Source organism: Bradyrhizobium sp. HKCCYLRH2060, assembly GCF_051168135.1.
In the GTDB taxonomy this organism is placed as follows: Bacteria; Pseudomonadota; Alphaproteobacteria; order Rhizobiales; family Xanthobacteraceae; genus Bradyrhizobium.
This window is the reverse complement of the sequence record NZ_JBNPUK010000010.1, coordinates 26,273-44,945: the sequence shown is the minus strand read 5'-3', so window position 1 is coordinate 44,945 and position 18,673 is coordinate 26,273. Positions and strand designations below refer to the sequence as shown.

Below are 18,673 nucleotides of genomic sequence, written 5' to 3'. Positions count from 1 at the left end.
GGCGGTCAGAACCGCTCGGGCCGCAACAGCGCGTAGGTGAGGTAGATCAGAAGGCCGAGCGACACCGCGCCGGCGAGCGAATAGTCGAAGATCATGGCTCGTCTCCTAGAGCCGCTCGCAGGCGTAGGTGTAGCCGATCGCCAGGGCGAATAAGCCGGCGGCCAGCGCCAGCATCAGGATGTCCAGCATGGTGTGCTCCTCATGCGCGCGAGGCGCGCAAAGCGTAGGGTCTGCGGGAGCGCGCAACTTGTGATGGATCAAACCCCCATCCGCGCCCCGCGGTCCGTTGCATCGGCACAGATAGCATTCGGAACCATAGGTTTTCGAGACCGCGCCGCCGGCAAAGTTATAGGAATCTCATAAAGATCGCGGCATTCCGCGGCCGAAGCCGGCCGACGATGAGCGCCGCTGCATAGGGAGCGCCCACGGTGGCGCCGCACGCTTATGCGCCGCTTATTTCTTCCTGGCCTCGCCCGTCTCGCATTCCTACGGCCGCTGCCGCCAGATTGTTGGCACGGCCCGGTGCGGGCCGTCGCTCAATCACGACGGAGCATCATCATGCCGGTCACGACACCCCGAGATTTCGCCGAGCCACGGCAGGCCGCGCAGGAAACAGCCGCGCTGCTGACCGACCTTCTCGGCGAGGACGATGGCGTCTCGCCGCTGTCGGCGCGCGGACGGCGCCGGATCCGGATCGGCCGGATGATGCAGGCGGAGGCCCGGATCGATGCCGCGCTGGAGTTGATCGCGCTGCAATTGCCGCGATGGTCGCTCCGCCGCCTCGCCTATGATGACGGCGAATGGCACTGCGCGCTCTCACAACGACGCGAGTTGCCGGACTGGCTCGACCATTGCGCCGAGGCCAGACACACCGATCTCGCCCTCGCCATTCTCCACGCAGCCGCCGAGGCGCGTCGCCTCGAGCCGACGCTGCCCGTCTCCGGAGAACGCTCCGCCGAGCCCGTGCTCGCAACCCTGCTCTGCTGCGACAATTTCTGAGAGGACGAGAGCGCGGCGATGATCCTCCCGGCCGGCGAGCCCGTGGAGCTGTCCCCGGCCAGAGTATTGCTTCGCTTCGGGCTGCGAACCGCGATCCTCGTTCTGTTCGCGACGTTCGGCAGCATCGGCTTCGGGCGCAGCCTCGCTGCCCTGCTCTGGATGACCGTCATCCTATGTGCCGTGCTCGCCACGCTGCGCCGTGAGCGCGTCTTCAACGCAAGCCTCAATCATTGGGACGAGATGGTCGGCTATCTCTCGCTCTACTGCGGCGTCATGGCACTCAACCAGCTCTCGGAATCCTGACCGGCGCGTGCCTACGCGGCGCCTATGACGTCGACCGCTCCGCCGCCTCGAATTCCTATCCGTACACCGCGATATTCGATGAACCAACGCAACGTCATCTCACGAGATGCGCGCTTGAACCAGAAGGACCACGTCCATGAAGCTCGTCGAACCTCCGTCGTGTCACAAGCCTGCTGCCGCCCTCGTCCTCATCGGTCGGAATAGCTGCGGCCAATGGGTTGCCCAGGAGCAGAACGGCCTCTATGGCGGCCTGTTCGTCAGCCGCGCCGAAGCGATGAAATATGCACTGTTCGAGAATGGCCATCATCCGGAGACGATCGTCGAGCTGTCGCGCACGATCGAGCTCGACACCAACGGACGCTTCGCGCCCGTCGGACTGTTGTTTGGCAGCAGCCGGCGGCCGATCGCATGAGTGCCGCCCCGACGCCGCCGCGTGGACCTGCCGCACGATGGCTGACCGGCACGATCGCAGACATTCCGACGCCGTTCGATGCGACCGGCGCAGTCGACATCGCCGCACTCGCCCGATTGTGCGAGCGGCAGATCGAAGCCGGCGCCAGTGCGATCCTGGTCTGCGAGACCGCGGGTGAAGCGTCCACGCTGACGGCAGCGGAGCGCGAAGCGGTCATTCGCGCGGCTGTGACCGCGGCCTGCAATCGGGTTCGCGTCATTGCCGGCGCGGGCTCCAACGCGACGCTCCAGGCCGTGCAAAACACCCGGCAGGCGGCGGCCGCGGGCGCCGATGCGATCATGTCGGTGGTCCCCTACTACAACCGGCCTACGGCAGAGGGCATCTACGCGCACTTCCGCGCGGTCGGAGACTCAACCACACTGCCGGTCATCCTGCATGATTGCCCCTCGCGCACGGGGCGCGCGCTGCCGGACGAGACGCTGATCCGCCTGTCGCGATGGGCGCAATTCGTCGGCTTGCGCGACAGCACCGGTGATACCGCGCGCGCCGTTCATCTGCGATCACTGACGCCACCCGGCTTTCGCCTGTTGTCGGGCGACGATATGGCGGCGGTGCCGTTCGCGGCCGCTGGTGGCGATGGCTGCTTCTCGCTGGCGGCCAACGTCGCGCCGGAGCTCTGCAACGTGCTGTTCGCCACCTGCCAGCGCGCGCGCTGGCGCGCGGCACGACGGCTGCACGGCAGGTTGCTGCCGCTGATCGAGGCGTTCAATCGCGATGCGCCGGCGGCATTGAAATATGCCCTGAGCCTGCAGGGCCTTGTTGCGGCCGGTGTGCGCTTGCCGTTGACCGAGCTTGACGGGGCGGCGAAGACAATGATCGGACAAGCGATGGCGCGGCTGAGCGCCTCGTCTGCCGCGACGTCTCCGAAGCACGCAGCACAGCTTTGAGAGGGCGATCCGCAGGCCGAAGGCCTCAGAAGTCCCATTTGTCGCCGAGAAGCAAAGGCGCTTGCGGCCGATGCCTGGCGTCGAGTTCGATCGTCGCTCCAGAGCCGCGCCGGAAGAGCAACTCGTTGCGCAGGCGCCGGAGCTTGGCTACGGCAATCGCCGCACGGATGGCCCTGACAGTCTTGCGCAGCGTCTTGATCAGGCGCGAAGGCCGCAGGGCCCAGGCGACGTAAGCGCCACGGACGTCGCGAAACGGTTCGACCGAGCTCATGTTCATTCTCCGCCAAGGCCGGCGCGACATCCGGCCGGCAAAGCGGAAGATGGAGCCCCTCGCCGTAGGAATGCGAGACGGGCTGACTTCATCTCTCATAGGAAAAGCATAAGTCGCCCAAAAAAACGGGGCGGCCGAACCGGCCGCCCCGCACGCTCCGATCCGGTTCGGATCAGAAGATCTTGACCGCGCTTTCCAGCGTCTTCCAGACACCCCATGCCAGCGGCACGCCGACGAAGGCCCAGAACAAGCCGGCCTTGACGTCGAGGCCACCCTTGCCGATGCCGAACGACCCGTGCTGGATCGCCGACTCGTTCTTGGCGAGCTCCGCCTGGTACTTCGCGACGTCGTCCGCGCTCATGTTCCACTTGTCATCGACGGGCTTGATCAGGAAGTTGCAGATCAGGCCGGCCAGGAGCATGGCGCAGAGAATATACATCGTCGTGTTGTACAGCTGGTCGCGCGGCACGCCGGCGGCGAGCTGGAACTCGCGGATGTAGTTGACGACCACCGGACCGATGATGCCGGCCGTGGCCCAGGCCGTCAGCAGACGGCCGTGGATGGCGCCCACGAACTGGGTGCCGAACAGGTCGGCCAGATAGGCCGGGACCGTCGCGAAGCCGCCACCATACATCGAGAGGATGATGGCGAAGGCCGCCACGAACAGCAGCTTCGAACCCATCGCTGCGAAGGTCGGCGCCAGCGCATAGAGCACGATGCCGATCAGGAAGAAGCAGTAATAGGTGTTCTTGCGGCCGATGTGGTCCGACAGCGACGCCCAGAAGAACCTGCCGCCAATGTTGAACAGCGACAGCAGGCCGGCAAAGCCTGCCGCGATGCCCGCAATCGCCGCCTTCTGGGTGGCGTCGAGCTGGTTGAAGCTGACGTCGGGCAAACCGATCAGCTTGCCGGCGAAGATCTCCTGCAGCATCGGCGAGGCCATGCCGATCACGCCGATGCCTGCCGACACGTTCAAGCAGAGCACCCACCAGACCAGCCAGAACTGCGGAGTCTTGTGCGCGTTGTCGAGATGCACATGGTGCTCCGAGATCATCGCCTTCTTCACTGCCGGCGGCGTCCAGCCCTCGGGCTGCCAGCCGACCGGAGCGACGCGATAGGCGAAGGCGCCGATCATCATGAACACGAAATAGATCACGCCCATCGTGACGAAGGTCTCCCAGACACCGACCGAGGTCGGGGTCTTGAAGTAGTTCATCAGCAGGTTGGCGAGCGGGGCGCCGATCATCGCGCCGCCGCCGAAGCCCATGATCGCCATGCCGGTCGCCATGCCGCGCCGGTCCGGGAACCATTTCACCAGGGTCGACACCGGCGAGATGTAGCCGAGGCCGAGGCCGATGCCGCCGATGACGCCGGCACCGAGCCACATCATCCAGAGCTGATGCACGTAGATGCCGAGCGCTGCGAACAGCAGGCCGCCGCCCCAGCAGCAGGCCGCGACGGCGCCCGCCTTGCGCGGTCCGGCCCGTTCGAGCCAGCCGCCCCAGATCGCCGCGGAGGCGCCGAGCAGCACGAAGAACAGGGTGTACATCCAGCCGAGGCTCGCGACCTTCCAGTCGCAGCTCGTCGTGAACAGCTCCTGCACCAGGGACATGTCCGGACAGGCCTGGGTCTTGGTCACGCCGATCGCGCGTGACAGCGGCAGCCAGAACACCGAGAAGCCATAGGCCATGCCGATGCACAGATGGATGCACAGCGCAGCCGGAGGAACCAGCCAGCGGTTGAACCCGGCCTTGGCGACCGTGTGCTCACGATCGAAGATCCCCGCCTGCGCGCCCGGGAGCGTGCCCGCGCTTTCAATGGTAGCCATGCATTCCTCCCCTACGGACTCTCGCCCAACGCAACAACGTCATGTTCTGTCCCCTTGATCAGAATCAATACGCCCACTCACCCCGCCCGCTATCGCGTACCAGAGCAGTCTTGCAACGCACAAACGCTCATCACTGCCTCGATGCGCATAACACCCCACCCGAGACGTTATGCCGTCACCATTCTTGCTTGTGCCGCTGTTCTGCCTGGCCCGCTCCCCAGCGGGCATGACTCGCCCCCCGCAACCTCCGCGGAAGCGCCCCAATTGGTGCAGAACCGAGGCAAATTGTCGATAGTAAAATGGTAATAATCGGTCAATCTTGGTGGATTGATCGCACTGCAGCGCGAATGTGTTGCTAACAAACACACAAATTCACGTGCAACCAACGCGACCGCCACTCACGGCTGTAGTCATGTTGCTCTCGATTACTTTCCCGACGCGTCACGGCCATCCCTGATGGAATCAACTAATGAGATGTGCGGACCATCAGCGACGGACACGGCTCGACGCCGCATGCGCGCGCTCGCGGAAACGTGAAGAAGGAACAACTTGTCCTTGCCTGGCAACAGCATCGCAAGCCTGGACTGAGAACGCGGCATTGTTGTGAGCTCGGGTTGGCGCCCCTGCGACGATAGGAAGCAGCACGATCCCTTGACACATCGATGCGCCGAGACATCGCGCGAACTACGTAGTTCGAGCAGCCAGCAGCAGAGGATGTCGTCGCCGCGCGGATCATCCGGCCGGTTCTGCGGCCTTCTCGATCCGAAACAGAATGCCGCGCTCGGTGCGATCGACGCTCTCGACCCGATCCCCGGTCTGCCGCACCAGATTCGGGATGTCGATCACCGCGAGCGGATCGGTACAGCACACTTCGAGCCGCTCTCCCGCCTTGAGCGTCTGCAGCGCCTTCCGGGTCTTCAGCACCGGCAATGGGCACTTCAGGCCCGTCAGATCCAGCCTCGTCATCATCATGCGCGCGACCATGGAGAAGCGGTTCCGGCACGTCAACCGGGGCCGCATCATCCCATGGAACCCGGAACTGGGTTCCATGAATGCCAGAAGATGCGGGTGCGAACTCGCGAGTTCCATCATGGAACACCAGGTTTGTCGCCCAGCGCGAGAACGTCCGCCCGCGGCATCGCCAGATATTGGACGAGTGCCGCGACCGCCGGGATATCGTCGAGATGAGCGCGCGGCAACGCCGTCTCGGCATCGCCGTCGCTGACGAGCCCGACAATGCCCGGATCGTCGGGAAACATCAGCGGCTTGCCATTGGCTGCGCGATGCACCTCGATGCGGCGATGCGGGCCGGCCTTGTAGCCTTCGATGACGACCAGATCGACGGGAGACAATCTCGCCAGCAGCTCCGCGAGGGCCGGCTCCCTTGCGCCTCGCAGCTCGTGCATCAGCGCCCAGCGCGTGCCCGACGCGACGAGAACCTCCTCGGCCCCGGCCTCGCGATGCCGCCACGAATCCTTGCCCGGGACGTCGACGTCGAACTTGTGATGGGCGTGCTTGATCACCGAGACGCGCAGTCCCTGCCCCCTGAGATGAGGAATCAGCCGCGTCAGCAGCGTGGTCTTGCCGGCGCCGCTCCAGCCGGCGAGGCCGATGACTTTCATCGCAGTCTCCAGAAAGGCCCCGGCGCTTTTGCACAGCCAGGAGCGCGGGATCGATCGATGGCCCGAAGGCCCCGTGGAACGCCATATCGACTCTTGGCGATGTCATGCCAGCAGCCGCGCGGACCAGGCAAGGGCTCGTCAGGGAGGGGCATGCCGGTACGGCCGCCGCGCAGGCGCAAATGGTGGATCGCGCGCGGGCCGACGCTGACGCCCTGGCAGCAGTCGTGGTAACGAGCCCGCGATGACAGCCATGACCTCGACTTCGATCCCCGGCGTGCTGCTCGCCGGCGGTCGCGCGCAGCGGATGGGCGGCGGCGACAAGCCGTTGCGCATGGTCGACGGCCGCACCATCCTGGAGCGCGTGATCGCGCGGCTGGCGCCGCAGTGCAGCCGGCTGATCCTCAATGCCAACGGCGACCCCGCGCGCTTCGCGGGCAACGGCCTGGCCGTCGTGCCGGATGGCGTCGCCGGCTTCCCGGGCCCGCTCGCCGGCATTCTCGCCGGGCTCGACTGGGTTGCGGCGCATATGCCGGAGGCACGTTGGATGCTGAGCGCCGCCGGCGACTGCCCCTTCCTGCCGCGCGATCTGGTCGCGCGGCTGGCGACAGCGCGGGCGGCGGAGCAGGCCGAACTGGCGGTGGCGGCGTCCGGCGGACAGACCCATCCGGTGATCGGGCTGTGGCCGGTCGGGCTGCGCGAGGATCTCCGGCACGCCTTGGTCGCGGAGGACATCCGGAAGGTCACCCGCTTCACGGCGCGCTACAAGGTCGCGACCGTGAGCTGGCCGTCGGTTCCGCTGGATCCGTTCTTCAATGCCAATACCGCGCTCGACCTCGCCGAGGCGGAGCGGCTCGCGGCTCTCGATGATTGAGGACGCCTGATGGACGCGACAACCATCGTTCGCCGCGCCGTGCTTGTCGTTGCCGCGCTCAATCTCGGCTATTTCGGCATCGAGTTCGCCGTGGCGCTGGCGATCGGCTCGGTGTCGCTGTTTGCCGACAGCGTCGACTTTCTGGAGGATGCCTCGGTCAACATCCTGATTGCGCTGGCGCTGCGCTGGAGCGCGCCGCAGCGGGCGCTGCTCGGCAAGGCGCTGGCGCTGATCCTGCTGGCGCCCGCGGTCGCCGGACTGTGGACCGCCGGCGAGAAGTTCTTCACGCCGATCGCACCCGCACCGCTGCCGCTCACCGTGACCGGCCTCGGCGCGCTGATCGTCAATCTCGGCTGCGCGTTGATCCTGGCGCGGGTCAGGGACCACCAGGGCAGCCTCACCCGCGCCGCCTTCCTGTCCGCACGCAACGACGCCTTCGCCAACATCGCGATCATCGCGGTCGGTCTCGTGACCGCCTTTGTATGGCCCTCGATCTGGCCGGACCTGATCGTGGGTGTCGGTATCGCGCTCATGAATGCGGACGCCGCGCGCGAGGTGTGGGAGGCTGCGCACGAGGAGCAAAAGACCGCCAAGGCCTGAACGGCCGAGCATCCCGCGCGCGTGCGCGACGACCTCACTCCTTGCGGCATTGCAGCGCACAGGACCGCTCCACCGCTCCGCCGTCCGGCATGATTGACGGCCGCCCTGGATTGATTGCAGATAGGCGGACCGGCCGGCAGAGCCGGAACAAACAACGGCGTCACGCCGGTACCGGTGGAGGACTGATTGCAACTCAGCTGTTTGAAGCGGGCGGCGTGGGCCGCAGCCGCGCTGCTGGTCACGACCGCCGCGCAGGCCGAGATCTCCGACAACGTCGTCAAGATCGGCGTGCTCAGCGACATGAACGGCCCGGCCTCGACGCCGACCGGACAAGGATCCGTCACCGCGGCGCAGATGGCGGTCGATGATTTCGGCGGCAAGGTGCTGGACAAGCCGATCAGCGTCATCGTCGGCGATCATCAGCTCAAGCCCGACATCGGCGCTGCGATCGCGCGCCGCTGGTACGACACCGAGCAGGTCGATCTCATCGTCGACGTGCCGGTCTCCGCGGTGGGCCTCGCCGTGCAGACCATCGCCACCGAGAAGAAGAAGCTGTTCATCACCCAGTCGACCGGCGCCGCCGATTTCCACGGCAAGTTCTGCTCGCCCTACGCGATGCAGTGGGTGTTCGACACCCGCGCGCTCGCCACCGGCACGGCGAAGGAGGTCGTCAAGCGCGGCGGCGACAGCTGGTTCTTCATCACCGACGACTACGCCTTCGGCCATTCGCTGGAGCGCGACGCCTCGAGCGTCGTCACCGCCAATGGCGGCAAGGTCGTGGGCGCGGTGCGGCCGCCATTCGCGACGCCCGATCTGTCGTCCTTCATCCTGCAGGCGCAGGCCTCCAAGGCCAAGATCATCGGCATTGCCGCAGGTCCCCCGAACAACATGAACGAGATCAAGACCGCATCCGAGTTCGGCCTGCTCAAGGGCGGACAGCAGATGGCGGCGCTGCTCGCGCTGGTCACCGACATCCATTCGCTCGGCCTGCCGGCCGCGCAGGGGCTCCTGCTCACCACCTCGTTCTACTGGGACATGGACGACAAGACACGCGAATGGTCGAAGCGCTATTTCGCCAAGATGAACCGGATGCCGACGATGTGGCAGGCCGGCGTCTATTCCGCCGTCATGCACTATCTCAACGCCATCAAGGCGGCGGGCAGCGACGATCCGCTCGCGGTCGCCGCGAAGATGCGTGAGACGCCGGTCGAGGACTTCTTCGCCCGCAACGGCAAGCTGCGCGCCGACAATCTGATGGTGCATGATCTCGTGCTGGCGCAGGTCAAATCGCCGGAGGAGAGCAAATATCCGTGGGACTACTACAAGATCCTCGCGACCATCAAAGGCGATGACGCGTTCGGCCCGCCCGATCCCGCGTGCCCGCTGATCAAGAAGTGACGGCGCATTGAACGATCGGCGGCCGGGGCGACCGGGCCGCCGCATGCGAGCTGAACGACAACAATCAATGGGGGAAGACGGGCATGAAGCTGGCGCGCGCGCTGCTGTTCGGGCTGATCGTCGCGGCGGGACTCGCCGCCAAACCGGGACCGGCGCTCGCCGCCTATCCGGACCGTCCCATCCGCTGGCTGATCGGCTTCGCCCCCGGCGGGCCGGTCGACATCGTCGCCCGCATCATGGCGCAGTGGCTGTCCGACCACCTGGGCCAGCAGGTCGTGGTCGAGAACCGCACCGGCTCGGGCGGCAACATCGCGGCCGCGGCCGCGATCAACTCCCCGCCCGACGGCTACACGCTGCTGTTCGTCGCGCCCAACAACGCGATCAGCACCTCGCTCTACAAGAAGCTGCCTTATGACTTCATCCGCGACACCGTGCCGGTCGCCAGCATCATGCAGCTCACCAACATGCTGGTGGTGAGCAACGACGTGCCGGCCAAGACCGTCAAGGAGTTCATCGACTACTGCAAGGCCAACCCGGGCAAGATCGCCTTCGCCTCCTCGGGCAACGGCACCTCGGTGCACATGGCGGCCGAGCTGTTCAAGGCGATGACCAAATGCGACATGCTGCATGTGCCCTATCGCGGCTCGGCGCTGGCCTTTCCCGACATCATCTCCAACAAGGTGCAGTTGATCTTCGACAACCTGCCGACGGCGCTGGAACAGTCGCGCGGCGGCAGCGTCCGCGCGCTCGGCGTCACCTCGCCGCAGCGCTGGCCGACGGTGCCGGACGTGCCCGCGATCGCCGAGACCGTGCCCGGCTACGAATCGGTCGGCTTCTACGGCATCTCGGCGCCCAAGGGCACGCCGCCCGAGATCGTCGAGATCCTCAACAAGGCCGTCGGCGAGGCGCTGAAGGACCCCAAGCTGGTGGCGCGGCTCACCGAGACCGGCGGCATCCCGCGCGCGATGACACCGGCGGAGTTCGGCAAGCTGGTCGTCGACGAGACCGAGAAGTGGCGCAAGGTGGTGGAATTCGCCGGGGTTTCGGTGGACTAGCGTCGCGGCGCGCCTGGACGGACCGGCGGCGACGGAAGCGCGCCAAAACAATCGGGCAGCGGCATTGCCGGATGGCTGGCCAGGCTGTAAACGGAGCCCGAGCCGTCGTTGGGGTTTCGACGCCGCGCCGGACAGGCCCGCTCCTGCCCGCCGCCGGCAAGACCTCGGCGTCGCGGGGGCCTGTAGCTCAATGGTTAGAGCCGACCGCTCATAACGGTCTGGTTGCAGGTTCGAGTCCTGCCGGGCCCACCAATGAGCTCAACGGCTTAGCGGGTATGCTGACCGACATTCCGAGAAAGCCTGAGGCCTCCCACGGATCGCGCGCAGCTGTATGAGCACGTCGCCGCCATGTGGCGCAGCGGGTGCGGCGAGATCTTCCCCTCCTTCAGCGGGAGCCCTGACGGCCGGCAGGCCGTCGCGAGCCCGGTCATCACGGATTTGACCGGCTGGCCGTTCCATTCCGCAAAGTGAGAACGCGCGACGCCGCGACCCCAGCACCACATGTGCGCCAAGAGTCGTCCGAGTGTCGGCACCGGACCTGCTGTGATCGTGCGGCGGCGGCTGCATGTATGACGTGCCGAGCCGTCTCGAAGCGGTTCTCGGAGCCAGTCGTCGGACGCCTCGGTGCATTCCTTGGATGGGAGACTGATCAGCAACGCAGCGGATTCTTTGAGACACCAAGATGCCGCAGGCGCAAGCAAGAATTGCCTCGAACCGCCGAACGGCCGCTCCGGCGCAGGCCGAGCAAGAAACGGATATGATCACAGACGCCAACGGGACGTCCGCCATCTCGGCGCAATCCCGTGCTCCGAGCGCTTTGCCTCTGCGAAGGCTCTTCAATCGAGCATTGCGACCCTAGCGCCTGATCGATCGGCGTACCAGTGCCTCCTCCTTGATCAGGATCAAGCGTTCAAAACGGCGTCACTTCTATTTTGGTCTGATGAAAGCCGTCCTTCTGAGGAGCGATTGATGCCTCACAAGCAGGTGCTGTTTCATTCCGCGGCCCGCGAGAAGATCCTGCGCGGAGCCTCGCTGCTTGCGGACGCAGTGCGGGTGACGCTCGGCCCGAAATCAAAATCAGTACTGATCCAGAAGAGCTGGGGCACCCCGATCGTATGCAACGATGGCGTCACGATCGCCAAGGAATTCGACCTCAAGGATCCGGAGGAGAATCTCGGAGCGCAGGTGCTGCGTCAGGCCGCGGAGAAGACCGGCGATCTCGTTGGCGACGGAACAAGCACCTCCACGATCCTGGCACATGCGATTCTTGCCGACGGCGTCAGGAACGTCGTCGCCGGCGCCAGTGCCATCGATCTGAAACGGGGCCTCGACCGCGCTGCCCGCGCGACGATAGCGGCCCTCCATGCAATGGCGCGACCCGTCAGGACAAAGGCGGAAAGAGCTCAGGTCGCCACCATCTCGGCTCATAATGATCCGTCCATTGGCGCGCTGGTCGCCGATGCGCTCGAGAAAGTCGGAAGCGATGGAGTGATCTCGGTGGAGGAATCCAAGACCATCGAAACGTCGCTCGACGTGGTCGAAGGGATGAAATTCGACCGCGGCTTCCTGTCGCCCTACTTCGTGACCGATGCCGATCGCATGGAAGCGGTTCTCGAAGAGCCGCTCATCCTGTTGTGCGACCACAAGATCAGCGCTCTGCGCGACATTATCCCGCTGCTCGAACAGATCGCAAAATCGGCACAACCGCTCCTGATCATCGCCGAAGACATCGAAGGCGAGGCGTTGGCCACGCTCATCGTTAATCAGCTTCGCGGCGTGCTGAAAGGCTGCGCCGTCAAGGCGCCCGGCTTTGGTGAGCGACGCAAGGCCATGTTGCAGGATATTGCAATCCTCACCGGCGCCCAGGTCGTCTCCGACGATCTTGGTTCGAAGCTTGAAAACGCTACTTTGCAGCAGCTGGGGCATGTCGCCCGTGTGGTTGCCGACAAGGAAAACACCACGCTGATCGGCAGCAAAGGCGAACGCAGCCAGATCGATGCGCGGATGCAACAACTTCGCCGCGAGATCGAGAAAACGACCAGCGAGTACGACAAGGAGAAGCTTGAGGAGCGGCTCGCCAAGCTGTCGGGCGGGGTTGCCGTTATCCGTGTCGGAGCGCCGACTGAAGCCGAGATGAAATCACGAAAAGAGGCGCTCGACGACGCCATCAGTTCGACAAAGGCGGCCGTTGCAGAAGGTATCGTGCCAGGCGGCGGGCTTGCCTTGCTTCGATGCGTCGAAGCCGTCGGCAAGGAGGAAGCACTCTGCGATGGCGACGAAAAGACCGGTGTACAGATCTTGAAGCGCGCGCTCGAGGCCCCCGCTCGCCAGATCGCGGAGAACTCCGCAACGGATGGCGGCGTGGTCGTGGCGCGCATGCTGAGTGGCGTCGGCAATTTCGGGTTTGACGCCGCGCGCAAGCAATATGTCGATCTCGTCGAGGCCGGCATTGTCGACCCCGCGAAGGTCGTTCGGACAGCCCTCGAGAACGCGGTATCGGTTGCCGGCATCCTCCTGCTCACCGAGGCGACGATGACCGAAATCGCGGAGTCAAAGCGCGAACGGCTAGCGGAATCGGAAATGCCGGCGTGACGCTGAACCATGAAGACGGGGCTGTGCCCCCCCGAGCGGAGCAACAACTTTGCGGGACCGGTGAGTGACGACCGGTCATTGACTGTTGATTCAAGTCAACATGCCGCTTCATCCGACTGAGAGTATGGATTTGGTCCCGGAGGGAGGTCGTCATGATCAAGATCAACGACATTCTCGTCTACATTCCGACCGAGCGGCCACCGCAGCCTGTCGTTTCTGCCGCAGTCTCGTTGGCTGCCCGGTTCGACGCCCATCTCGATGCGATTGCAGTCGGATACATCTCGCCCGGTAGCGCGTATGTGGTCGATGGAGGCGCCGGCGCAGCGGTCGTCGCTTCAGAGATATTCGAAATGGAGCGGCAGCGCGCCGCCCAACGCAGCGCGGCCGCACTCGCCATTTTCGAGACGGAAGCCCGGAATGCAAACATCTCTCACGCAAGCCGCTCGGTCGAGGACCTGCCCGGTGAAGCCGCGTCCGCGCTCGGCGCTGCGGCCAGGCTCTATGAGCTGACGGTGGTCCTGCAGACGGACGCAACACAGGACAGTCACGACAATAGGACTGCGACCGAGATCCTGCTCCAGGCGGGCGGACCCGTCCTGTTCGTGCCGCATATTTTCCGCGGCACTTTCAAGGCCAACCGTATCGGCATCTGCTGGGATGGAAGCCGCCTTGCCGCCCGCGCTTTCAAGGACGCAACACCGTTTCTCTCTCAGGCAGAAGCGCTGGTCACGATTTCGATCAATGAGGCGCAGGTTGCTCCCACCGAGGCTTCAGCGCGAAAATTGACCGAACACATGGCTCGTGCCGGACTTACGACAACGCTGCTTGAGCTGACGGCGGAGCATTCCGAGATTCAGCCGTCCATCCTGTCCCTGGCCGCCGACGAAAGTCTCGACATGCTGGTGATGGGGGCATATGGGCATTCCCGCCTGCAGGAAGGCATTTTCGGCGGCGTCACCCGTGAAATGCTGAAGACAATGACGATCCCGACCCTGCTGTCGCATTGAATCGAGGCCGGCATCCGTGCTCACCGGATCATGACAATGGACGTGATTTCGGTGACGCCGTCGATCCGGGATGCCGCTATTCTGATGTGCCAATCTAGGAGAACGCATCATGGGCGTAACAGGTGTTACCGCGCTGGATCACACCATTCAGGAGACGAATCTCTGGCTCAAGGCGATCGAGGAGCAGCTGGAACTCGGCAGCCGTCAACAGGCCTACAACGCGCTCCGGGCTGTTCTGCATGCGTTGCGCGATCGCGTACCTCCGGAGGTGGCGACCAAGCTTGGCGCCCAGCTGCCGATCCTCCTGCGCGGGATTTACTACGAGAACTGGCATGCGGCGGGAACGCCGACCAAGGAGCGACATGCCAGCGACTTTGCTGATCACGTCGCAATGGAGCTGCCCCAGCAATTTCCCATCGAGCCGCTGAGCGTCATTCGCGGGGTGTTCGAGATCGCGTGGGAGAAGCTCGATCCCGGTGAATTTGAGAAACTGATGCACCATCTGCCGGCGCAGATCCGCGAATTGAAATCATAATCCGGGCATCTGGCCACGTCCGCCGAGCGCCCACCGACGGGAAGCCTTCATACCGGTCCAGCTGCGTGCCGCCAGACCAGTGGCGATGCCGTCAGACCGTCGAATGGACCCACGCAGCCCGACCACGTGAACTTCGATGTGCAGGGATCAGCACTTTCCTGGGCAACGAGCATTCATTTCCTGACTGCAAGAACGTAGAGGTAGCTCATGATCGCGTAAACGTCCTCGTCGGAAAATTCAATTTGCGGCATATCCCTGTGCCTCGACACCATGCCTTCCGACAGCTCCGCCTGCAACTCGCGCCGATTGAACCGGGCGTAGATATCGCGCATCGGCGGAGCATTCTCGAGCGGGCTTTCGCCAACCGATCTGATCGCATGACAGCGCCCGCATTTTTCCTGCAGGATGGCCCTGCCTCGTTGCGCTGCCTTGCTGAGGTTCGCGGCGTCCACGTTTGTCGGCCAACACGAGAGCAGCCCGACCAGGAGGCCCAGAGCCCGAACCTTGAAACGCCCTGACATGCGTCCGACTCTCCGCAAGTGATCGGCACTGGCCCGGCTTGACCGATCCGCATACCGTCGCCCGTTGCACGTCATCCAGCACGCGACAGCCAATCACGTGTCCTTCGTCCGCATGAGACGCAGCAACATGACAGCCCTGCACGTTGCTCGAGTGCAAGCGAATTCAATAGCAGACCCGCACGTAGTGCACGTGCCGCCTGTGCCGGACCGCCCGGACATGGCAGTCGCCGTATCCGTACGGTCCCCAAAACGGACCTGGCCCCCAATACGGTGCCGGTGGGTCGTAATAGACTGGCCCCGGATAGCCGTAATAGGGATACGGCCCCCAATAGCCGCCGCTGAGGGCCGCACCGAACAGTGCGCCGGCAGCCAGGCCGCCGACGATTCCTGCGGCAACGCGCCCGTTGCGAGCGTCGGCCCCCGTGGGTGCAAGCAGCGCAAGGGTCAGGACAGCCGCGGTCGCAACCGTGCCAATCTTCTTCTCGAAGCTCATTTCATTCCTCCTGCGCTGTTACCTAACAGAACGCAACATCGCGTGCGCAACGTTGCGAAGGATCAAACAATGCGGCTAGCGCTTCAGCATCTTCTTCGCCCGCGACAAGGGTCGGGTGTTGATGACGTCCGCTGCTTCGAGCCAGCCTCGGCGCGCCTGATCGACGCCGAAACGCATGTTGGCGAATCCAGCCGTCGAATGTGCGTCCGTCGAGATTGCCAGCTTGACGCCCGCGGACTTGGCGGCATGAGCATGGATATCGTTGAGATCGAGCCGGTCCGGGTCGGCGTTGAGTTCGAGATGACAGCCGCGCTCGCGCGCCGCCGCAATGACGGCTTCCATGTCGATCTCGTAAGGCTCGCGGTCCCCGATCAACCGTCCGGTCGGATGACCGATAATCGAGACATGGCGATTGTCCATCGCCCGGATGATGCGCTCGGTCTGCATCTTGCGCGAGAGCTCGAATTTGTAGTGAACGGAAGCAACGACCAGATCGAGCCGCGATAGGATCTTGTCGGGCAGATCAAGCCGTCCATCCGCCAGAATATCGACTTCAGCACCTTTCAGCACCGTAAAGCCATCCAGCCGGTCGTTCAAACGATCGATCTCGTCGATCTGACGCGACAGACGTCCGGCATCGAGACCATGGGCGACAGTGACGTGTTGGCTATGGTCGGTCAGAGCCATATAGGCATAGCCCCTTGCCTTGGCGGCAGCCGCCATCTCGGCGATCGCGGCGGTGCCGTCGGTCCATTTGGAATGGACGTGCAGGTCGCCTCGAATATCGGACAGCGTAATCAGTTTCGGGAGCTTTTTTGCCTTTGCGAGCGCGATCTCGCCGCGATCCTCGCGCATCTCGGGCGGAATCAGGGGCAGCCGGAGCTTGCCGTAGATCTCCTCCTCGGTTGCTCCGGCGATGCGCCGTTTACCGGCGAAGAGGCCGTATTCGTTCAGCTTCCAGCCGTGGTCGTTAGCGAGTCCGCGCAAGGAGATGTTGTGCGCCTTGGATCCGGTGAAATACATCAGCGCGGCGCCGTAGCTTGCCTCAGGAACAACGCGCAGGTCGACGTGCAGCCCGGAGCGCAGCACCACCGCCGTCCGCGTATCGCCATGAGCAAGCACATCAGCGACATTGTCATATCGAGAGAGTCTCTCGCCGGCGGCGTGGCCGTCACGCGCCACCATCAGGATATCAAGATCGCCGACGGTGTCGCGCCTGCGGCGGTAGCTTCCGGCGACGATCACCCGTCCGTTGCTCGCGTTCGGCCTCAGATGGCTGAGGAGTGCTTCCGCTTCGGCTTCGGCCTCGGATAATCTGAAGCGCCTCTCGGCGCGAGGCTTGGCCAGCGCCGCGGCGAGCTTTTCCTCGCTCTTGGCACCGAAGCCTCGAAGCTCTCTCAGCCGACCCGACTTCACCGCGCGCCTGAGGTCCTCGAGTGACCGCACGCCCAGCTTGTCGTAGAGCAGTTTGACGCGCTTCGGACCCAAGCCCGGGAGCGCCGCGATCTCACCGAGATCGCCGGGCAGTTCACGCTTGAGTTTGTCCAGCACATCGAAATGATGGGTCGCGACGATCGTTTCGATCTTTCCTGCCAGATCCTTGCCGATACCTGGCAGCTCGGAAAGATCCTCGCCCGCCTTCAAGAGGTTGGTGATGTTCTTGGGAAGGCGCTCGATCACCCGCGCAGCATTGCGATAGGCCCGCGAACGAAACGGATTGCCGCCCTTGATCTCGAGAAGTTCGGCGGTCTGGTCGAACATCTCTGCAATTTCGGCATTCTGTACCGGCATCGATGCACCTCCGTCGCTCGACAGGCTAGAGACGGATCGAGCTGTTTCCCTTGATGCAGATCAGAATTCAGGGACGCGAGCCTATCCGGTCGGCGACAGCTGCCAGCTGTTCAAGACGGCTTGAAATCTGAACCGGATAGGGCGCAACCGATTTGGAGGCTTTCAGCTCCGGAGGCAGTTGATCCAGTTGCCGGCGCGCGTGAGCCCGGATGTCGTGAAGTGATGGTCGAGAGCCGACAGGGCGTCCGCCGAGCATCACAGCTTGGATCAGCGCTTCCCCCTCCTGTTGGTCCTCCTCGGTCGAAAGAATGTCGGCGAGCATACGGCCATCGCTGTCATACCGGCGCCAAACCTGCTTGCGGCCGGGCCAGGTGGCCTTTCCCGTCGAGCGCTTGCGGCGCGGCAAGCCCGCATACTCCTGCAGCTTATAGGCACAGTCGAGTGCCGGCGCATCGGACGACGTGACGAGGCCCGTGCCGATGCCGATACCGTCGATCGGCGCCGCGTCCCGAGCGAAGGCAATCAGGGTGCCCTCCTCTATTCCGCCACTGACAAAGATGCCGGTGTCATGGAGTCCGCCGGCATCCAGAATGCAGCGCACGTTCCTGGCGAGCGCAGACAGATCCCCGCTGTCAATCCGCACGGCGCTGACGGCAATTCCAAGCTCCTTCAATCGGGGCGCCAGCATGACGACCTTCCTCGCGGCCGCCTCGGTGTCATAAGTGTCGATCAGCAGGACGAGATTCTTCGGCCGGGCGCGCGCAAACGCTTCGAATGCTGCAGCTTCGTCATCAAAGGATTGAACGAACGAATGCGCCATGGTTCCATAGGTCGGAATGCCGAATGACTTCTCGGCCAGGAGGGTTGCCGTGCCGGAAAATCCCGCGACATAGCTCGCGCGGGCAGCCAGCAGCCCTGCCTCGGCACCATGGGCGCGACGCAAGCCGAAGTCGATCAGGAGCTTGTCTGGCGCGAGTAAGACCATGCGCGCGGCCTTGGAGGCAATCAGTGTCTGAAAATGCAGGATGTTGATCAGGCGCGTCTCGACAAGCTGCGCCTCCGGCAAAGGAGCTGTAACCCTAAGGATCGGTTCATTGCCAAAGAACACGGTGCCTTCCGGCATCGCGTGGACCTCGCCGGTGAAGCGGAAATTGGCGAGATAGTCGATCAACGACTTGCTGAACCTGTCAGTTCGCTCAAGCCAGCCGAGTTCGTCTTGCGAGAACCGCATGTTTTGCAGGAAGTCGAGCGCCTGCTCCAGTCCGGCCGCCATCAGGAAGCTGCGCTGCGGCGGCAGCTTGCGTACAAAGAACTCAAACACGGCTGTATCAGTCTGGCCCGATTCAAGATACGCCTCGATCATGGTCATCTGATACAGATCGGTTAGCAGCGCGCTCGGTGACGGGTCCATCGATGTTCCTCGGCGCT

21 protein-coding genes and 1 tRNA gene are annotated in these 18,673 nt (G+C 64.2%); 12 read left to right on the top strand and 10 right to left on the bottom strand.

Annotation, left to right across the window (positions count from 1 at the left end):
* Positions 1 to 5: 5 nt before the first annotated feature.
* Together ACQR10_RS19930 and ACQR10_RS19925 are read right to left on the bottom strand one after the other, a co-directional pair.
* Positions 6 to 95 (bottom strand): K(+)-transporting ATPase subunit F, encoded by a 90-nt coding sequence (locus ACQR10_RS19930; protein WP_042340291.1) that lies wholly within the window; start codon positions 93 to 95, stop codon positions 6 to 8.
* Positions 96 to 105: 10 nt separating this feature from the next.
* Positions 106 to 261, bottom strand: a complete 156-nt coding sequence (locus tag ACQR10_RS19925) for a hypothetical protein (RefSeq protein WP_316177714.1) — start codon at positions 259 to 261, stop codon at positions 106 to 108.
* A gap of 297 nt (positions 262 to 558) precedes the next feature.
* On the opposite strand from ACQR10_RS19925, the gene ACQR10_RS19920 reads away from it, so the two are divergent.
* From ACQR10_RS19920 to dapA, 4 genes are all read left to right on the top strand, one after another.
* A complete protein-coding gene (locus ACQR10_RS19920; protein ID WP_316177712.1) occupies positions 559 to 999 on the top strand; it encodes a hypothetical protein in 441 nt (146 codons plus the stop codon).
* A gap of 18 nt (positions 1,000 to 1,017) precedes the next feature.
* Positions 1,018 to 1,302 (top strand): hypothetical protein, encoded by a 285-nt coding sequence (locus tag ACQR10_RS19915; RefSeq protein WP_316177710.1) that lies wholly within the window; start codon positions 1,018 to 1,020, stop codon positions 1,300 to 1,302.
* 136 nt (positions 1,303 to 1,438) lie between these two features.
* Positions 1,439 to 1,714, top strand: a complete 276-nt coding sequence (locus tag ACQR10_RS19910) for a hypothetical protein (RefSeq protein ID WP_316177708.1) — start codon at positions 1,439 to 1,441, stop codon at positions 1,712 to 1,714.
* A complete protein-coding gene (gene dapA / locus ACQR10_RS19905) occupies positions 1,711 to 2,661 on the top strand; it encodes a 4-hydroxy-tetrahydrodipicolinate synthase (RefSeq protein ID WP_316177706.1) in 951 nt (316 codons plus the stop codon). Before ACQR10_RS19910 ends, dapA begins: the two co-directional genes overlap by 4 nt.
* A gap of 25 nt (positions 2,662 to 2,686) precedes the next feature.
* On the opposite strand, the gene ACQR10_RS19900 is transcribed toward dapA, so the two are convergent.
* The 4 genes from ACQR10_RS19900 to mobB all read right to left on the bottom strand — a co-directional run bounded on the left by ACQR10_RS19900 (position 2,687) and on the right by mobB (position 6,382).
* Positions 2,687 to 2,938 carry a hypothetical protein gene (locus tag ACQR10_RS19900; RefSeq protein ID WP_434885733.1) on the bottom strand — a complete coding sequence of 84 codons (252 nt, stop codon included), beginning with the start codon at positions 2,936 to 2,938 and terminating at the stop codon, positions 2,687 to 2,689.
* A gap of 166 nt (positions 2,939 to 3,104) precedes the next feature.
* On the bottom strand, positions 3,105 to 4,760 hold the full coding sequence (locus tag ACQR10_RS19895) for an OFA family MFS transporter (RefSeq protein WP_315805413.1): 1,656 nt from the start codon (positions 4,758 to 4,760) through the stop codon (positions 3,105 to 3,107).
* A gap of 732 nt (positions 4,761 to 5,492) precedes the next feature.
* On the bottom strand, positions 5,493 to 5,732 hold the full coding sequence (locus ACQR10_RS19890) for a sulfurtransferase TusA family protein (protein ID WP_315805442.1): 240 nt from the start codon (positions 5,730 to 5,732) through the stop codon (positions 5,493 to 5,495).
* 116 nt (positions 5,733 to 5,848) lie between these two features.
* The gene (mobB, locus tag ACQR10_RS19885; protein ID WP_316177702.1) at positions 5,849 to 6,382 is read right to left on the bottom strand and encodes a molybdopterin-guanine dinucleotide biosynthesis protein B; all 534 of its coding nucleotides are present in this window, start codon (positions 6,380 to 6,382) and stop codon (positions 5,849 to 5,851) included.
* A 241-nt stretch (positions 6,383 to 6,623) separates the two neighbouring features.
* Between mobB and mobA the strand changes: the two genes are divergently transcribed.
* The 8 genes from mobA to ACQR10_RS19845 all read left to right on the top strand — a co-directional run bounded on the left by mobA (position 6,624) and on the right by ACQR10_RS19845 (position 14,440).
* A complete protein-coding gene (gene mobA / locus ACQR10_RS19880; RefSeq protein ID WP_315805411.1) occupies positions 6,624 to 7,253 on the top strand; it encodes a molybdenum cofactor guanylyltransferase MobA in 630 nt (209 codons plus the stop codon).
* 9 nt (positions 7,254 to 7,262) lie between these two features.
* On the top strand, positions 7,263 to 7,853 hold the full coding sequence (locus ACQR10_RS19875) for a cation transporter (protein WP_316177697.1): 591 nt from the start codon (positions 7,263 to 7,265) through the stop codon (positions 7,851 to 7,853).
* 186 nt (positions 7,854 to 8,039) lie between these two features.
* Entirely contained in the window at positions 8,040 to 9,251 is a 1,212-nt protein-coding gene (locus ACQR10_RS19870; protein WP_316177696.1) for an ABC transporter substrate-binding protein, read from the top strand.
* 83 nt (positions 9,252 to 9,334) lie between these two features.
* A complete protein-coding gene (locus tag ACQR10_RS19865) occupies positions 9,335 to 10,306 on the top strand; it encodes a Bug family tripartite tricarboxylate transporter substrate binding protein (RefSeq protein WP_316217674.1) in 972 nt (323 codons plus the stop codon).
* A 176-nt stretch (positions 10,307 to 10,482) separates the two neighbouring features.
* Positions 10,483 to 10,558, top strand: a tRNA-Ile gene (locus tag ACQR10_RS19860).
* Positions 10,559 to 11,275: 717 nt separating this feature from the next.
* Positions 11,276 to 12,898 (top strand): chaperonin GroEL, encoded by a 1,623-nt coding sequence (gene groL, locus ACQR10_RS19855; protein ID WP_316217675.1) that lies wholly within the window; start codon positions 11,276 to 11,278, stop codon positions 12,896 to 12,898.
* 152 nt (positions 12,899 to 13,050) lie between these two features.
* Positions 13,051 to 13,905, top strand: coding sequence for a universal stress protein (locus ACQR10_RS19850; protein WP_316217676.1), 855 nt, complete (start codon positions 13,051 to 13,053; stop codon positions 13,903 to 13,905).
* Positions 13,906 to 14,014: 109 nt separating this feature from the next.
* Entirely contained in the window at positions 14,015 to 14,440 is a 426-nt protein-coding gene (locus ACQR10_RS19845) for a DUF2267 domain-containing protein (protein WP_315805378.1), read from the top strand.
* Positions 14,441 to 14,613: 173 nt separating this feature from the next.
* Here ACQR10_RS19845 and ACQR10_RS19840 read toward each other — a convergent pair whose 3' ends face one another.
* The 4 genes from ACQR10_RS19840 to ACQR10_RS19825 all read right to left on the bottom strand — a co-directional run bounded on the left by ACQR10_RS19840 (position 14,614) and on the right by ACQR10_RS19825 (position 18,656).
* A complete protein-coding gene (locus ACQR10_RS19840; RefSeq protein ID WP_315805377.1) occupies positions 14,614 to 14,961 on the bottom strand; it encodes a c-type cytochrome in 348 nt (115 codons plus the stop codon).
* Positions 14,962 to 15,124: 163 nt separating this feature from the next.
* On the bottom strand, positions 15,125 to 15,454 hold the full coding sequence (locus tag ACQR10_RS19835; RefSeq protein WP_315805376.1) for a hypothetical protein: 330 nt from the start codon (positions 15,452 to 15,454) through the stop codon (positions 15,125 to 15,127).
* Positions 15,455 to 15,529: 75 nt separating this feature from the next.
* Positions 15,530 to 17,245, bottom strand: a complete 1,716-nt coding sequence (gene polX, locus ACQR10_RS19830; protein WP_434912048.1) for a DNA polymerase/3'-5' exonuclease PolX — start codon at positions 17,243 to 17,245, stop codon at positions 15,530 to 15,532.
* Between the two features lie 67 nt (positions 17,246 to 17,312).
* The gene (locus ACQR10_RS19825; protein WP_316217678.1) at positions 17,313 to 18,656 is read right to left on the bottom strand and encodes a nicotinate phosphoribosyltransferase; all 1,344 of its coding nucleotides are present in this window, start codon (positions 18,654 to 18,656) and stop codon (positions 17,313 to 17,315) included.
* Positions 18,657 to 18,673: the final 17 nt, after the last annotated feature.

Bases quoted from the DNA above. Each gene is read 5' to 3' on its own strand.
- ACQR10_RS19845 (WP_315805378.1), top strand. From the start codon at position 14,015: ATGGGCGTAACAGGTGTTACCGCGCTGGATCACACCATTCAGGAGACG.
- ACQR10_RS19840 (WP_315805377.1), bottom strand. From the start codon at position 14,961: ATGTCAGGGCGTTTCAAGGTTCGGGCTCTGGGCCTCCTGGTCGGGCTG.
- ACQR10_RS19920 (WP_316177712.1), top strand. From the start codon at position 559: ATGCCGGTCACGACACCCCGAGATTTCGCCGAGCCACGGCAGGCCGCG.
- polX (WP_434912048.1), bottom strand. From the start codon at position 17,245: ATGCCGGTACAGAATGCCGAAATTGCAGAGATGTTCGACCAGACCGCC.
- mobA (WP_315805411.1), top strand. From the start codon at position 6,624: ATGACAGCCATGACCTCGACTTCGATCCCCGGCGTGCTGCTCGCCGGC.
- ACQR10_RS19910 (WP_316177708.1), top strand. From the start codon at position 1,439: ATGAAGCTCGTCGAACCTCCGTCGTGTCACAAGCCTGCTGCCGCCCTC.
- mobB (WP_316177702.1), bottom strand. From the start codon at position 6,382: ATGAAAGTCATCGGCCTCGCCGGCTGGAGCGGCGCCGGCAAGACCACG.
- ACQR10_RS19930 (WP_042340291.1), bottom strand. From the start codon at position 95: ATGATCTTCGACTATTCGCTCGCCGGCGCGGTGTCGCTCGGCCTTCTG.
- dapA (WP_316177706.1), top strand. From the start codon at position 1,711: ATGAGTGCCGCCCCGACGCCGCCGCGTGGACCTGCCGCACGATGGCTG.
- ACQR10_RS19865 (WP_316217674.1), top strand. From the start codon at position 9,335: ATGAAGCTGGCGCGCGCGCTGCTGTTCGGGCTGATCGTCGCGGCGGGA.
- ACQR10_RS19825 (WP_316217678.1), bottom strand. From the start codon at position 18,656: ATGGACCCGTCACCGAGCGCGCTGCTAACCGATCTGTATCAGATGACC.
- ACQR10_RS19850 (WP_316217676.1), top strand. From the start codon at position 13,051: ATGATCAAGATCAACGACATTCTCGTCTACATTCCGACCGAGCGGCCA.
- ACQR10_RS19915 (WP_316177710.1), top strand. From the start codon at position 1,018: ATGATCCTCCCGGCCGGCGAGCCCGTGGAGCTGTCCCCGGCCAGAGTA.
- ACQR10_RS19835 (WP_315805376.1), bottom strand. From the start codon at position 15,454: ATGAGCTTCGAGAAGAAGATTGGCACGGTTGCGACCGCGGCTGTCCTG.
- ACQR10_RS19890 (WP_315805442.1), bottom strand. From the start codon at position 5,732: ATGATGATGACGAGGCTGGATCTGACGGGCCTGAAGTGCCCATTGCCG.
- ACQR10_RS19875 (WP_316177697.1), top strand. From the start codon at position 7,263: ATGGACGCGACAACCATCGTTCGCCGCGCCGTGCTTGTCGTTGCCGCG.
- ACQR10_RS19900 (WP_434885733.1), bottom strand. From the start codon at position 2,938: ATGAACATGAGCTCGGTCGAACCGTTTCGCGACGTCCGTGGCGCTTAC.
- ACQR10_RS19895 (WP_315805413.1), bottom strand. From the start codon at position 4,760: ATGGCTACCATTGAAAGCGCGGGCACGCTCCCGGGCGCGCAGGCGGGG.
- groL (WP_316217675.1), top strand. From the start codon at position 11,276: ATGCCTCACAAGCAGGTGCTGTTTCATTCCGCGGCCCGCGAGAAGATC.